Here is a 12,817-nt window from a genome sequence, read left to right as displayed (position 1 = left end):
ATAAAAGCAGTATAGACCCGTGATACCGCGTTGGTAAGTGTGGGCTGCGAGTAGAAGTCAGGCGGAATCATATCCGCACTAAATCTGTGCTTGCCTGGGCGAGTGGATGTCGTTCATCGGGCGATGACGCTTCATTTTGGGGCGCGTCACCTGGTATGCGCGCCAAAAGCGTGCTTGATAAGTGTTTTCGATCAATGAGGTAGGTTAAGTCAGACCAGTGAATGCAGGGCTGATGGGGTGGCACGCTATTCGCATTACGTGTCCGCGTGCAGTACATCTAACGGGAGACAAGCATGCAACGCAGAGAGTTCCTCAAGGCCTTGGGCTTTGCCGCCGCGGCGACCACGATGAGTGCGTCCTTGACCGAGGCGGCCTTTGCCGCTTCGATGAAGATCAAGCCGGGTGGCAGCATGGTGGTGACCTATAAGAGCGATCCGGGTACCTTGGACCCGGCGATTGGGTATAACTGGCAAAACTGGCCAATGATGCGCGCTCTGTTCAGCCGGCTGGTCACCTATGAACCCGGTACCACAAAGCTGGTTATGGATGCCGCCGAGAGCTATCGCGTGTCGGACGACGGCACGGAATACACCTTCAAATTGCGCCCCGGACTCAAGTTCAGCGACGGTACGCCGCTGACCGCCGAGGACGTGGTTTTCTCGATCGATCGTGTGGTCGATCCGGTGACGGCCAGCCCTGGACAGAGCTTCTTCAGTCCGATCGTCGGTTACGACGAGAGAGTGAACGGCAAGGCCAAAACACTATCCGGTGTCACGGCACTGGATACGCATACGGTTCGCTTCAAGATCGCCAAGCCGAATGTGGTTTTTCTGCAGGTGCTCGCGATGAATTTCGCCAGCATCGTGTCGCCCAAGACAGTGGCTGCCTATAGCAAGGATGTTGCCCATCATCCGGTGGGTTCCGGGCCATTCCACATGACATCGTGGAAGCCAGGCAATGAAATTGTGTTCAAGAAAAATCCGCATTATTTCATTCCAGGTATTCCCTATCTTGATGAGGTGCGTTTCGATCTGGGCATCGACAGTCTTACCGCCTATTTCAAGCTGCTACGCGGCGAGGTGGATCTCCTTGGCGACGGCGTACCGGGTTCCCAGCTTGCGCTGGTCAAGCGCAATCCTAAATATCGCGGCATGCTGGTCGAGGGGCACCCGCTTGAAACCAGCTACATCACCTTGAATACGGAAATGAAGCCCTTCGACGACTTGCGTGTGCGTCGGGCGATCAACATGGCGATCGACAAGGCCGCCATCGTTCGCGCGATCAACGGACGCGGAAAACCAGCCAACCAGATCCTGCCACCGGGAATGCCTGGTTACGACACCGCTTATAAGGGCTATGCCTACGACCTGAGCGCCGCGAAAAAGCTGCTCGCAGAGGCCGGTCACAAGGACGGTTTCGAGACCGAGATGTATGCGATGAACAGCGATCCGAACCCGCGTATCGCCCAGGCGATCCAGGCTCAGCTCGCGAAGATCGGCGTTAAGGTCACGCTGCATATTCTCAGCCAGGCGCAAGTGATCGCGATCGCCGGCACGCCTGGTAAGGCGCCGATGGTGTGGTCTGGCGGGCTGGCCTGGGTGGACGACTTCCCCGACCCCTCGGATTTCTACGGCCCCATCCTGGGCAGCAGTAGTGCGATCAAGGGTGGCTGGAACTGGGCGTTCTACAAAAATCCGAAACTGGATCAACTGGCGGCCAAGGCCGACGGTATGTACAAGGCCGATCAGCACAATGAGCGTATGGCTCTGTACAAGAAAATCTTCAGTGCCGTCATGCACGACGCGCCCTGGGTTCCGGTGTTCAACCAAGTGGATTTCACCATGCACAGCAAGCACATAGAGGGTCGCCCCGGTAACGTGTTTGCCGATCCGGGGGTTTATCCCTTCACGTATTCACGCATGTTCAGCGTGAAGGCGTAGGCCTGGATCAAGCAAGGCCGATGGCCGGCGGGCATTTGTCTCGCCGGCCATTTTTCTTGGTGGATCGCCAAGATGAAGGTGTGGCGGACGCGCCGCAATGGCGTGGTGACCGATAGACAGCAGGTGGGCGGCGGATGAAACGATGGTGACACATGCAGGCGCAAGTAATGAGCCCCTGGCAGTCAGTGGCTTGACGGTGGTCAATGCCTCGGGTGCGGCGGTGCTCGATGACGTGAATTTCGCGCTCGGTCGCGGCGAACGTGTGGGCATCATTGGCGAGAGCGGGTCGGGTAAGAGTGTGCTGCTCAAGGCCATTCTCGGTTTGTTGCCGCCAGGGCTGGCCGTGACGGCGGGCACACTTGAACTCGACGGAATGCAATTTGCGCTCGAGCCCGCGGGCGCGGCGAGCCGTGAGGCCTTGCGCGGGCGTGTGCTCGGCTATGTGCCTCAGGATCCGCTTTCGTCGCTCACGCCGGTCCGCAAGATCGGCTCGATGGCACGTGAAACCCTGCGTGCTTCCAAGGCGCCGGGTGCCGAGACGCGGATTGCGGAGAGTTTTCGTGCGGCGGGTCTGCCGGAGGTCGAAGACATATTGCCGAAATACCCGCACCAGCTCTCGGGCGGGATGCGCCAGCGGGCATTGATAGCCATGGCGCTGATAACCGACCCGGAATTTCTGTTCTGCGACGAAGCGACCACGGCCCTGGACGTGTTGGCGCAGCGGCAAGTGGTCGAGACCTTGATGGAAATCGCGCGCGTGGCCGGCAAGGGGGTGGTGCTGGTGTCGCACGACATCGCCTTGATCGCCGAAATGGCGGAAAAGGTTTATGTGCTTTACGGCGGGCAGGTACTGGAATGCGGACCGGCGGAGGAAGTGACCTGTCGTCCGGGGCATCCATACACGTCGGCACTGTGCGATGCGATCGTGGGGTTGGGCGATGAGACGTTGCCGCGAGCGATTCCCGGCGAGGTGCCCGATCCGGGGCGGCGTGGTCCCGGTTGCGTGTTCGCTCCCCGCTGTCCGCAGGCCGAGGCGCGTTGTCGTGTTGAACGGCCTGTATTGCAAGGCGATGGCCGCCATGACACGGCTTGTTGGTATCCACTCAATCGTTCCGCAGATCCCGCAAAGCTGAGCGGCCATTCGATGGAATCCGAGGTGAGCCTGTGAGCGCGAATCGAGTCATTGCCTTACAGGATGTTTCGCTGTGCTATCACAGTGGTTGGGGGCGTAATCGCCGGCAGACCCTAGCGGTCGATGGCGTCACATTGGATGTGCACGAAGGCGAGTGCTTGGGCCTGGTCGGCGGCTCTGGTAGCGGCAAGTCGACGCTGGCCCAGGTGATGACGGGACAGCTTGCCGCGACCACGGGAGAGGTGCGGCTGTGGCTGCGTGATACAACGGGCAAGACCCGTAGAACGCTGGTCTCGCCTCGGCCGCGCGACGTTGCCGGGCATGTGGGGCTGGTTTTTCAGGATCCCTATTCCTCGTTTGATCCGCTTTGGCCCTTGCAGCGCTCCATCGAGGAGGCACTGCGGCTCAAATACGGCACCATCACCGATCCGCAGGGCCGAGGTGCACGGGATTTGTTGGGGCTGGTCGGGCTTAACGCCGGCTTCGCAGCCCGTCGGCCCGGTGGGTTGTCCGGTGGGCAGGTGCAGCGGGCGGCGATTGCACGTGCCATCGCCATCAACCCCGACCTGCTGATACTCGACGAGGCCTTGTCCTCGTTGGATGTGTCGGTCCAGGCCAATGTACTGGAGCTGCTGAGCCGACTGCGGCGTGATCTCGATCTGACCATTGTGTTCATCGGACACAACCTAGCCGTGGTTGGCGCGATTGCCGATCGCGTCGCGGTGATGGCCTCGGGCAAGCTGGTCGAGATCGGTCCGGCTGCACACCTTTATCGCGCGCCGCAGAGCGAATACACGCGGCAATTGATCGCCGCTGTTCCCCGATTACCCGGTCGAGTGCGGTTGCAGGCCACGCAGGCCACGTCTGTAGAGGAGGCGGGTACATGCTGAAAAATCATTGGGTTATGCGCAAGCGCCCTCGACTCGGTCTGCTTCTCAGTCTGATCGTCATCGTCTTTATTGTACTGGGTGCGGTATTGGCACCGGTGCTCGCGCCTTATGCGCCAGATCTGCAGCTGGCCAATGGTCTGAGTATTGATGGTCTGCCGCAGCCACCCTCGTGGAGCAACTGGTTTGGCACCGACAATCTCGGCCGCAGTCTGTTTTCTCGGGTGCTCTACGGCGCCCAGGCGACCCTGCTGGTCGGGATTGTCTCCAATACCATCGCAGTCCTGATCGGCACGTTGATCGGCGGTATCGCCGGTATGCTGGAGGGGCGGGCGCAGGCAGCGGTGATGCGCTTCGTCGACCTGATGCTGGCCTTCCCGGCGTTGATTCTCGCCATCGCCATCGCGGCGGTAATTGGTCCCAGCCTGTGGAATGCAGCGCTGATTATCGCACTGGCCAACTGGACCTGGATCGCGCGCGTGGCCTACACCAAGACGTTGTCGATCAAGGAGCGCAATTACATGACGGCGGCGAGGATGCTCGGCGCCGGGCGCTGGTATCTGTTCACGCGTCATCTGCTGATGCATCTGGCGCCGATTATGTTGGTTTGGGAAACCTTGGGTATCGCTACCACCGTGCAAATGTCGGCGGCATTGTCCTTCCTTGGCGTCGGCGTGCAGCCGCCGACGCCAAGCTGGGGCAATATCATTCACGACAACCAGAATTACTTCACGGTAGCGCCGTGGACAGTGCTTATTCCCGGCGCCTTCATTCTCGCGCTATCGCTGGCCTTTAATATCGTCGGCGAGTATCTGCACGAGCGTATGGAAAATATGGAAGTGCGTGGCGCGCGGGCGGATGGAGCGGCTATCGAAAATAATCAACAGGCCCGATTGGGGGAAATCGAACATGGTGGTTGAGTCGAAGCCGATTGTTGCATCGTATCTGACACGCATGCGCGGAGCTGCCTTGTGAACGGACATTTTCTGAGTTTTTTGCTGCGACGCCTGGGGCAGGGCGTGATCGTGTTGATCGGTGTGTCGATCATCACGTTTCTGTTGCTATACGTCATACCCAGTGATCCGGCCAGCCTCATCGCTGGCCGTGCCGCAAACCCGGATACCTTGGTGCGAATCAATGCCCAGCTCGGTCTCGATCAACCGCTGTGGATGCGTTACGGGATTTATATGTGGCATTTGTTGCAGGGCAATCTCGGCTGGTCTTACGTGGAGCGCACCAGCGTTGCCCACGAGTTGTTCTCGCGCGTGCCTGCCACCTTGGAGCTGGTGACCGGCGCGATTTTTTGGGAGGTGTTGCTCGGGGTGTCGCTAGGTGTCGTCGGTGGGTTATGGCGCGGTCGCTGGCCAGACAAGCTGGCCATGGGCTTCTCCTATGTGACCGTCGCAGCTCCGCAATTCGTTACCGGTCTGCTGTTTCTGTATGTGTTTGGTTTCAAGCTCGGCTGGTTGCCCTTGGGTGGGTACGGCGGCTTGAGCTATCTGATTTTGCCTTCGCTTACATTGGGTTTGCTCAATGCGGCCTGGCATACCCGCGTGGTGCGTTCGGAAATTGTGCGCGAGCACCGCGAGCCCTATGTCGAGGCGGCGCTTGCCCGCGGCATCCCGCGGCGCACGGTCGTGCTGCGTCATATTCTGCCGGGCGCTATTCTGCCGGTCCCAACTTTGGTCGGGCTGGATTTCGGCTTCCTGATGGGCGGCGCGGTCATCATCGATCAGGTCTTCGGCTGGCCGGGTGTCGGGCAATACATGTGGCAGGGCATCCAGAATACCGACGTGCCGGTCATCATGGGCGTGACCTTGTTTGCGGCCTGTTTCGTGGTAGTGGCCAATATCGTTGCCGACATCGTGTCCTATCTCATCGATCCTCGTATCCGGGTGAGTTGAACCCACCGAAAATCACCCCGTCAGGAGGGCAGGGCATGAGCAGCTATCAAACGATACACAGTCATCATTCGCATCATGGCTGGGACAATACTCTCGTACCGGTCAAGCACGTCGTACCGGGTGAAATCGTTGAATTCGAGGTTCGCGATGCTTCCGGTGGTCAGCTCACTGCCAAATCGGACGCATCGGCGGTGCCGAGTTTGGATTTCGCGTGCATCAATCCGGTGACCGGGCCGTTGTATGTGGAAGGTGCCGAGCCAGGCGACGCGATCGCCGTCGAAATGCTCGACTTCGCCGGTGTGGGCTGGGGATGGACCGCGATCATTCCTGGTTTCGGCCTGCTTGCCGAAGAATTCTCGAGCCCGTTTTTGCATATTTCGGAGTATGACGATCAACGCGTGCGCTTCGTGGACGGTATCGAGCTGGAAACCGCACCGTTCCCCGGCACTGTTGGGCTCGCACCGGCCGCACCGGGACACCATAGCGTGGTGCCGCCACGACGGGTAGGTGGCAATCTCGACCTACGCGACCTGACGCGCGGCAGCACACTGTATCTGCCTATCGAAGTGCCCGGCGGCCTGCTGTCCGTGGGCGATACCCATGCCGCGCAAGGCGACGGTGAGGTCTGCGGTACTGCGGTGGAAACCCAGTTCAGCGTGACTGTGCGCATTGGCTTGCTCAAGCAGGCAAACCTGCCAGCGCCACAATGCGAAACGACGCGTTCGTTGCGCCGTTCGCGTCGCGACGACAAGGGTTTTTACGTTACCACCGGAGTCGGTCCGGACCTGATGCAGGCATCGCGCGACGCCATTCGCGCCATGATCGACCATCTCGGTAAGCACTACGGCCTCGCGCCTGAGATGGCCTACGCCCTGTGTTCGGTGGCGGTGGATATGCGCATCGGCGAGATAGTCGATATACCGAACTGGGTGGTGGCGGCGCAGCTACCGAAGGGCATCTTTCTCTGAACCCCGGCGATGACGACAAGTCTTCATTTTGAAGCCTTAATCCGAGCAGGAGCGACACATGGACTGGAAAAACGCCTACCGATCACTTTACTACCTCGATGCCGAGATTCCGGATATCGACCTCGATCCCGCCCACACGGCGCTGCTCGTGATCGACATTCAGAATACCTACATCGAACGTCCGTCGCGCGATGCAGTGCCCGAGGGCGAGCGGCATGCCTGGGATCTGTGGACACCGTTCCACACACGCATGCGTGACGTCGTGATTCCCAACACCCGGCGTCTGCTTGACGCCTTCCGTGCGCGCGGTGCCGACGTATTTCATGCCCGGATCGCCTGCCTGACGCCGGAGGGGCGCGACCGCTCGCTGAGCCAGCGGCGTCCGGGGTTCAACAACCTGCTGTTGCCCAAGGATGAACACGCGAGTCAAATCGTGCCGGCGGTCGCGCCGGTAGGCAGCGAGGTGGTGGTCACCAAGACCACGGACTCGGCGCTGACCGGCACCAATCTGCGTCTGGTGATGCAGAACATGGCGGTGCGTCACGTGGTCGTCGCCGGGATTTTTACCGATCAGTGCGTGGCTTCCACCGTGCGCAGTCTTGCCGACGAGAGCTTCGATGTGATCGTCATTGACGACGCTTGCGCCGCTGCCAGTCAATCCTTGCACGAACAGGAACTGACCATCCTCAACAATATCTATTGCCAGGTCATGTCCGTCGACGATGTTCTGGGCGAATTCGGCTGGTCACCGCGTTAATGGGATCGTTCCCGCGTCGATGCCGGCGCGGGATTCCAGCATGTCTTTCGTGTCTTGGATATGCCGATGTCAAGACATCTGAAAATTTCTCGAATGGCTCCTATATTGGCCATATGCTGATGGATAATCACCACGGCCTGGTGGTTAATGCGCGGATCAGTCAGGCCACGGGTCGGGCCGAGCGGGAGGTCGCAGCCGAAAGAGTCGAAGCGTTCACCGGCTCACATCGGGTGGCGGTGGGCGCGGACAAGAACTACGACTCACGGGGCTTTGTGCAGCGTTTCGCGAGGCCAACGCCACGGCGCACGTGGCGCAGAACGGATACCCGGCGCTCCTCGCTATCGATGGGCGCACGGCCGGCCGCGTCAGCTACAAGACCAGGCAGACGATCCGCAAGCGGATCGAGGAATGTTTTGGGCGGTCGAAGACGACCGGCGGGTTGCGCAAAAGCCGGTCCCTGGGCCTGGCGAAACTCGACTTTCAGTTTGTGCTGACGATGGCTGCCTACAATCTGATTTAGATGCGGAATCTGGGGGCGTCGGCATGTTGAGGGCAACCGCACGAGACGGGTGCAGAACAATATATCTGTCGAATTCTCTGAAAAATTCGAGTCAATCACTGCCGTCAGCGCACGCTGGCGATATTCAGCGTCGAGATTGACAAAAAACCGCAGTCATTTTCAACTGCCCGCTAAATTTCATGATGCATTGACGATGTGTTGTGTTTTAATTCAATGTGATTTGTCCGGTTTTTTTATGGAGCGCCGCATGAGAAAGCAAGGACGTATTTTATTGTGCGACAGGATTACTATAGTTTGAATTTTAAGAAACACTTATCGCTTTGTGTCGATTTTATTTACCATTTGAATGTCTTATATTTCGCTAGCTCAAGCTGTTGAAATATAAGAATTATATTAAACGGATCGCCTCCATTTTGCTATTGTTCTTATATGGGTGGGGCGAAAGGGGGGCGGCTAACCGTCGAGATGTTTGCCGATCCGGCAGTCAGCTGTGTCAGTCAGAGCGTGATTTTAAATTAAATACTATGTAAAACAATTGTTTGTGATTATTGGCATGAGACATGCTGACGACAGCCCGGTCTATCTTTCGCCAGCACTGATTGTGTGCTGAGACGACGGGAAGGCCGGGGAGGGGAAGACAGGTTCGCAGTGGCTTCGTTTGATTGAAGAAATCTTCAATCTGAAGAACCATCATTAGGAGTTAGATATGCGTTCGCTGTCCATCTGCATGAAAAAAGCAACACTCGCGGCTACGCTGGCCGCAGCGGTATTGGTTGGCTTGCCGGCCGTATCGCAAGCTACGCCCATATTAAAATATTCCATAGACGGTGGAACTCCCATCACGGTGACAGGGTCATCTGCCGGAACTGTCACTAGCAATGGGACCCTCAATTCGGTTACGTTTAGCTTTACCGGTAATTCCAAGCCCGCTATCGGCTCGTCCCAGAATCCCAACTTTGATTTATCCAGCGTATCACTGACAAATGGTGGTTCCGCAATTTCAACAATCAATGTGTGGTTGACGGATACGGGTTTTTATTCGCAGCATCAATTTTTGCACTTGCTCAGCAGTTACGGCGGCACGCAGAATAGCGGTTCAACTGCCCAATTCTGGAGCTATGCCAATGGTAATAATCAACCATTTAATACGTCGACGCCGCTCTCGAGTAGTGGCGTGCTCACCGCGACAAGTTTCCAGGGAAGTTCATCCTCGACGGAAGGGTTTGCAGATCTTTATTCATTGACATTGCATGCATTATTTACGTTAGGCAGTGGCTCACAGGTGACATCAACAGACCAGAACATCAAGAATGTCATTGCTGCTCCCGAACCGAGCGATTTGGGCATGATGGGACTTGGGTTGTTGTTGGTTGGTATGCTTGGTCTGCGTTTCCGTCAAGCGAAGTACCGCCGGGATTGTTAGTTAATCAATAGCTTTGAGACCCCCTGAATTGGAAGTTTCTGGGTATTTGATGGTAAACCAAGGCGCCGTTTGGCGCCTTGGTCGAATTATGGTGGACTGTACGCATCGTGATATCTGACTATCGTTATGATACTGAAAGGTGTGTCCTTGCGAACGGGCCGTGAAATTGATAGAAAAAATCTCAAAGCCATTCTGTGGCTTGAGTGTCCCTTGTTTGGACTTTATTCTCTTAATTCACCAGCTGGGACTCTAAACCATAATTCTACCATAGACAGTCATTGCTTATAATGAGCATTAATTGCTTCTGAAATTTTAGCGGTGGTCCGTAATTATCTTGATAGAATGATAATTAAAAAACAATATAAGGCAGTTGCTGTCTGGTGGGTGAATCGCCCCGGGTTTTGAGGAGGCTTCAACTCTTGAGAGAATGAAGCCATGAACAAGTTGAACAAATTTTCCCCTGAGGTCCGTGAGCGTGCGGTGCGAATGGTCCAGGAGCATCGCGGGGAGTATCCATCGTTGTGGGCGGCCGTCGAGTCGATCGCACCGAAGATCGGTTGCGTGCCACAGACATTGCTGGAATGGGTCAAACGCGCGGAAGTCGATGCCGGAATGCGGCCGGGTACGACCACAGCCGAGGCCCAGCGCATCAAGGAGTTGGAGCGCGAGATCAAGGAGTTGCGGCGTGCCAATGACATCCTGCGCACGGCCAGCGCTTTTTTCGCCCAAGCGGAGCTCGACCGCAAGCTGAAGTCCTGAACGCCTACATCGACGAGCATCGGGATGCCTATGGGTCGAGCCGATCTGCCGCGTGTTGCAGGTCGCCCCATCGGCTTACCGGCGTCATGCGGCACGGCAGCGCAATCCGGAACTGTGCAGCGCCAGGGCCAAGCGCGATGAATGGCTGATGCCGCATATTGAGCGTGTCTGGCAGGCCAATATGCAGGTCTACGGTGCCGAGAAGGTCTGGAAGCAGATGAACCGCGAGGACATTGTCGTAGCGCGCTGTACCGTGGAGCGGCTCATGCGTCGCCTGGGCCTGGAGGGCGTACGTCGGGGCAAGATCGTTCGCACCACGACGCCTGACACATCGGTACCTTGCCCGCTGGACAGGGTCAATCGTCAGTTCCAGGCGGATCGCCCCAACCAGCTCTGGGTGTCGGACTTCACGTATGTCTCAACCTGGCAGGGCTGGCTCTACGTGGCCTTCGTCGTTGATGTGTTCGCCCGACGCATTGTGGGCTGGCGTGTCAGCACCAGCATGACCACGGACTTCGTACTCGACGCCCTGGAGCAGGCGCTGTACGACCGACAGCCCAGCTCGGAGGATACCCTGATCCACCACAGCGTCCGGGGCTCGCAGTATGTCTCCATCCGCTACAGTGAGCGGCTTGCCGAGGCAGACATCGCGCCGTCGGTTGGCAGCAAGGGCGACAGCTACGACAACGCCCTGGCCGAGACCATCAACGGACTGTATAAGGCCGAACTTATCCATCGTCGAGGGCCTTGGAAGACGCGGGAATCTGTGGAACTGGCGACCTTGGAATGGGTCTCGTGGTTTAACCATCAAAGATTGATGGGACCACTGGGTCATATACCTCCCGCAGAAGCTGAGGCAAACTATTACGAGCAACTCAACCGTCAAACAGCGGTAGCTGCTTAACTTAAACCAAACAGCCTCCACGATACCCGGGGCGATTCAGGGCCCAGATTTTCAGACCTTAAATTAAGGTGGTAACCTGCTGCAATTGAGGAGCAGGTGATGAGTGAGTCGAAGCGCAAGACTTTTACGGATGAGTTCAAGGCCAAGGTCGCACTTGAAGCGATCCGAGGCGTCAAGACGGTGAGCCAAATTGCCCAGGAATTTGGCGTGCACCCGACGCAAGTCGGTGCTTGGAAGAAGTTGCTGCAAGAAGAGGCATCGAGTTTATTTGATGCCAAGCGTGGCCCAAAACCTGCCGACCCGTCAGCCAGTCCGGAGCGCCTGTATTCTGAGATCGGGCGATTGAAGATGGAGCTGGACTGGCTGAAAAAAAAGTCCGGGATCAGCCAGTAGAAACACGCAAGCAATGGGTCGGTGCCATCGAACCACTGGCACTGACCCGCCAATGCGAACTGGCGGGCGTCAACCGCTCAACGGTCTATGCGCCACAAAAGGCTGTAAGACCGGACGAGCAGGAATTGAAGTTGCTGGGACTGATTGACGCTGAATACACGCGGCATCCGTTTTACGGCAGCCGCAAGATCAAGCGTTACCTGCGTGGCTTGGGGTACAAGATCAACCGCAAGCGAGTGCAGCGACTGATGGGCATACTGGGCCTTGCCGGCATGGCGCCGGGGCCGAATACCAGCCGTCCGCACCCGCAGCACAAGGTTTATCCGTATTTGCTAAGGGGCGTGAATGTGATCCGTCCCAATCAGGTATGGAGTACGGATATTACGTACATCCGCCTGCTGCGTGGGTTTGTGTACCTGGTGGCGGTGATCGACTGGTACTCGCGTAAAGTGTTGTCATGGCGGTTATCGAATACGCTGGATAGCGGATTCTGTGTGGACTGCCTGGAGCAAGCATTGCAGGCCTATGGCACGCCGGAGATATTCAACACCGACCAGGGCTGTCAGTTCACCAGCGAAGCGTTTACGGGTGTGCTGTTGAAAGAAGGGATCACGATCAGCATGGACGGACGCGGTCGGGCATTGGATAACATCTTTGTGGAACGGCTCTGGCGCAGCGTCAAACACGAAGATGTGTATTTGAAAGGCTACGCCACGATGCCTGACTTGCTGATCGGATTGACGGAATACTTCGTGCTTTACAACACGGAAAGACCGCACCAGTCACTGGACTATGAAACACCGGATCAGGTATACCGAACAGCAATTGGCGGCGGCGCAAGGATTGTGGACAAATACAGAGAGAAAGAAAAATCCCACCCAAAAATAGCAACAAAATAAAGAAACCGAAAACCGGGGCAGCGCCGTTCCGCTGCACATGAAAGGTTACCCTCTTAAACTCGATGCGTTATTGTCTTGACGGAGGGGTCCTCTGTACTCCAGCGTTCCCACATCAACGCCTTCTGCTGCTCGGTGTAATAAATCCTCGGTCTTTGTTTCATGACAACACTCCTGATTTCTACTCAGAATCTAGCGTGTTGCATCCACCAGTTGAATCCGCACCCAATGAAGTATTACAGCGCGTGTGTTGGTGGTCCTGATTTACAAGACGGGCAATCGTGAATAAATAGCGTCGTTATGTGCGATATCGAACGGTACACCCTGGTAAAGA

Annotated in this window: 10 protein-coding genes, 1 pseudogene and 1 other annotated feature; all 11 genes and pseudogenes read left to right on the top strand. The window is 57.1% G+C overall.

Features of this window, described 5'->3' with window-relative positions; all coding sequences use genetic code 11:
- The first annotated feature begins 293 nt into the window (after positions 1–293).
- A complete protein-coding gene (locus BI364_RS10540; protein ID WP_070078704.1) occupies positions 294–1,940 on the top strand; it encodes an ABC transporter substrate-binding protein in 1,647 nt (548 codons plus the stop codon).
- A 142-nt stretch (positions 1,941–2,082) separates the two neighbouring features.
- Positions 2,083–3,108, top strand: coding sequence for an ABC transporter ATP-binding protein (locus tag BI364_RS10535; protein WP_070078703.1), 1,026 nt, complete (start codon positions 2,083–2,085; stop codon positions 3,106–3,108).
- Positions 3,105–3,962: an ATP-binding cassette domain-containing protein gene (locus tag BI364_RS10530; protein WP_070078702.1), complete on the top strand. Its 858-nt coding sequence runs from the start codon at positions 3,105–3,107 to the stop codon at positions 3,960–3,962. The genes BI364_RS10535 and BI364_RS10530 overlap by 4 nt, the downstream gene beginning before the upstream one ends.
- Entirely contained in the window at positions 3,956–4,879 is a 924-nt protein-coding gene (locus BI364_RS10525; RefSeq protein ID WP_083251311.1) for an ABC transporter permease, read from the top strand. Before BI364_RS10530 ends, BI364_RS10525 begins: the two co-directional genes overlap by 7 nt.
- 51 nt (positions 4,880–4,930) lie before the next feature.
- Positions 4,931–5,863: an ABC transporter permease gene (locus BI364_RS10520; RefSeq protein WP_197495679.1), complete on the top strand. Its 933-nt coding sequence runs from the start codon at positions 4,931–4,933 to the stop codon at positions 5,861–5,863.
- A 35-nt stretch (positions 5,864–5,898) separates the two neighbouring features.
- Positions 5,899–6,831 (top strand): acetamidase/formamidase family protein, encoded by a 933-nt coding sequence (locus tag BI364_RS10515; protein ID WP_070078700.1) that lies wholly within the window; start codon positions 5,899–5,901, stop codon positions 6,829–6,831.
- 58 nt (positions 6,832–6,889) lie between these two features.
- Positions 6,890–7,588: a cysteine hydrolase family protein gene (locus BI364_RS10510; protein WP_070078699.1), complete on the top strand. Its 699-nt coding sequence runs from the start codon at positions 6,890–6,892 to the stop codon at positions 7,586–7,588.
- A 307-nt stretch (positions 7,589–7,895) separates the two neighbouring features.
- Complete coding sequence (locus tag BI364_RS10505) at positions 7,896–8,108, top strand: transposase (protein ID WP_070078698.1); 213 nt, start codon at positions 7,896–7,898, stop codon at positions 8,106–8,108.
- A gap of 706 nt (positions 8,109–8,814) precedes the next feature.
- The gene (locus tag BI364_RS17945) at positions 8,815–9,531 is read left to right on the top strand and encodes a hypothetical protein (RefSeq protein WP_156782721.1); all 717 of its coding nucleotides are present in this window, start codon (positions 8,815–8,817) and stop codon (positions 9,529–9,531) included.
- Between the two features lie 435 nt (positions 9,532–9,966).
- Positions 9,967–11,194 (top strand): annotated as a pseudogene (locus BI364_RS10485) (IS3 family transposase).
- Positions 10,245–10,360 (top strand) — a sequence feature (AL1L pseudoknot). It overlaps the preceding pseudogene by 116 nt.
- A 99-nt stretch (positions 11,195–11,293) precedes the next feature.
- Positions 11,294–12,486, top strand: a protein-coding gene (locus tag BI364_RS10475) for an IS3 family transposase (RefSeq protein WP_407639316.1) whose coding sequence is annotated in 2 segments (ribosomal slippage) — positions 11,294–11,570 and positions 11,570–12,486 — 1,194 coding nt in all. Because the reading frame shifts where the segments join, the coding sequence is not laid out codon by codon here.
- Positions 12,487–12,817 lie beyond the last annotated feature (331 nt).

The organism is Acidihalobacter yilgarnensis, assembly GCF_001753245.1.
Taxonomy (GTDB): domain Bacteria; phylum Pseudomonadota; class Gammaproteobacteria; order DSM-5130; family Acidihalobacteraceae; genus Acidihalobacter; species Acidihalobacter yilgarnensis.
This window is presented reverse-complemented; position numbering and strand designations above follow the sequence as displayed.

Bases quoted from the DNA above. Each gene is read 5' to 3' on its own strand.
- BI364_RS10540 (WP_070078704.1), top strand. From the start codon at position 294: ATGCAACGCAGAGAGTTCCTCAAGGCCTTGGGCTTTGCCGCCGCGGCG.
- BI364_RS10535 (WP_070078703.1), top strand. From the start codon at position 2,083: ATGGTGACACATGCAGGCGCAAGTAATGAGCCCCTGGCAGTCAGTGGC.
- BI364_RS10525 (WP_083251311.1), top strand. From the start codon at position 3,956: ATGCTGAAAAATCATTGGGTTATGCGCAAGCGCCCTCGACTCGGTCTG.
- BI364_RS10515 (WP_070078700.1), top strand. From the start codon at position 5,899: ATGAGCAGCTATCAAACGATACACAGTCATCATTCGCATCATGGCTGG.
- BI364_RS10510 (WP_070078699.1), top strand. From the start codon at position 6,890: ATGGACTGGAAAAACGCCTACCGATCACTTTACTACCTCGATGCCGAG.
- BI364_RS17945 (WP_156782721.1), top strand. From the start codon at position 8,815: ATGCGTTCGCTGTCCATCTGCATGAAAAAAGCAACACTCGCGGCTACG.